A 1,195-nucleotide genomic window follows, 5' to 3' on the forward strand; every position below is an offset into this window, starting at 1 on the left:
GGTAATCCCCCCATTTTTAGCGGACACCAAAAGTGGAGCTAAGCAGCAAGTGCGAGTTTTTGCTTCGGGGTGATGCCTCCGAGCGCCATGTTCGGGCGCTCATGGTTGTAAGTCCATAACCAACGCGTGGCTTTGTCCTGCACCTGCTCGATGGTGTCGAACAGGGTCTGGGCCAGCCATCCGTAGCGCACGGTGCGGTTGTAGCGTTCGATGTAGGCGTTCTGTTGCGGCTTTCCCGGCTGGATATGATCGATCCGGATGCCCTGTCGCTCCGCCCAGGACAGCATCGCCCCGCTGATGTATTCGGGACCATTGTCACAGCGGATCACCTTGGGCTTGCCGCGCCACTCGATGATCTGCTCCAACGAGCGGATCACGCGGGCAGCAGGCAGCGACAGGTCGACCTCGATCCCCAGGCCTTCCCGGTTGAAGTCATCCAGCACGTTGAACAGCCGAAAGCTACGGCCGTCGCTGAGTTGGTCGTGCATGAAATCCATCGACCAGACCTGGTTGATCGTATCCGGCACCGCCAACGGCTCGGGCTTCTCCCGTATCAGGCGCTTTTTCGGCTTGATCCGCAGGTTCAACTCCAACTCCCGGTAGATGCGGTAGACCCGCTTGTGGTTCCAACCAAAGCCCTTGACGTTGCGCAGATACAGAAAGCACAGGCCGAAGCCCCAGTCGCGATACGCCGTGGTCAATCGCACCAGCCAATCGGCGATCTGGGCGTTCTCCCCCGAGGCTTGAGCCTGGTACCGGTAGCACGTCTGACTGACCTCAAAGGTCTGGCAGGCGTGCCGGATACTCGTGCGTCCGCCTTCGACTGCGGTTCGGGCCATCTCCCGGCGCTGAGATGGCCTTACCATTTTTTTGACAAGGCTTCCTTCAGCAGATCGGCGCTGAGCTGAGCGTCGGCGTACATCTTCTTCAGCCGCCGGTTCTCCTCCTCCAGCTCCTTCATCCGACCCACCATGGAGACCTCCATGCCGCCGAACTTGCTGCGCCACTTGTAGAACGTCGCCGAGCTGATGCCGTGTTCGCGGCACAGCTCCGGCACTGGCGTGCCGGCCTGGGCCTGCTTGAGCACGGCGATGATCTGGCTGTCGGTGAAGCGGGACTTCTTCATGGAACCTCCTCGGGAAAGGGTACGAGAAAATTCCACTTCTGACGTCAGCTAACCTGTGGGGGGATTACC

1 protein-coding gene is annotated in these 1,195 nt (G+C 60.2%); it reads right to left on the minus strand.

Annotation, left to right across the window (positions count from 1 at the left end; genetic code table 11):
• Positions 1 to 38: 38 nt before the first annotated feature.
• A protein-coding gene (locus tag ACW7G2_RS14025) for an IS3 family transposase (RefSeq protein ID WP_456976836.1) occupies positions 39 to 1,126 on the minus strand; the annotation gives its coding sequence in 2 pieces (ribosomal slippage) (positions 39 to 874 and positions 874 to 1,126; 1,089 coding nt in all).
• Between the last annotated feature and the right edge of the window lie 69 nt (positions 1,127 to 1,195).

This window comes from Luteimonas sp. A277, from assembly GCF_054052045.1.